At 54.6% G+C, this 581-nt stretch carries 1 protein-coding gene; it reads right to left on the minus strand.

What is annotated here, in order from left to right; all coding sequences use genetic code 11:
* Positions 1-148: 148 nt before the first annotated feature.
* Positions 149-581, minus strand: a 433-nt coding sequence (locus tag UU7_RS17685; RefSeq protein ID WP_162098646.1) for an SMI1/KNR4 family protein, incomplete at its 5' end; no start/stop codon positions are given.

Here is a 581-nt window from a genome sequence, read left to right on the forward strand (position 1 = left end):
GGAAATGCAGTCTGGCAACGTTTGACGCCGCATCGAACTGACAAGCAGCACGCGACACAAAGCACAACACGATCGCCAGCAGTCGCCCGAAAGCTCAGGGCAAAAGCATCATGCACCCGGGCTTGACTGGAAGTCTCCTAAGGAGATGTTAGGCCTCGTCGTGATGTACGAGGCCGCCGCTAAATGCTGCAAAGGAAGGCGCCACTGGCTCAGTGCGATCATCCCCAAGTTCACGCTCGTGATTCCACCATACGACATGGCCGGCGGAGTCTCCGTGCGTAATAAGACAGTAGAAATTTCCGCCCCAGTCCTCACCGATGGGAAGTGCATAGGCGGGCAAGACGTCACCGACGAGTGAATACACACGATCAAGTTGATCGTCAAGACCTCCGTCTGCTAACTCGTAGAGAGTGCGGACGTCCCAATGGCGCTCGCCGGAAAAGGCTAGGTTTGGTTGATCTTGTGACACATGTGTTGCCAAGAACAACTTGTACTCGCTCGGCAAAACTGCCCCAACAGCTTGTTCGAGCTTTGCCAGCCGGTGACTTTGCATAAGAGGCCTAACGTAGCTGTAGAAAAAC

Origin of the sequence: Rhodanobacter spathiphylli B39, from assembly GCF_000264295.1 — a bacterium.
Lineage (GTDB): Bacteria > Pseudomonadota > Gammaproteobacteria > Xanthomonadales > Rhodanobacteraceae > Rhodanobacter > Rhodanobacter spathiphylli.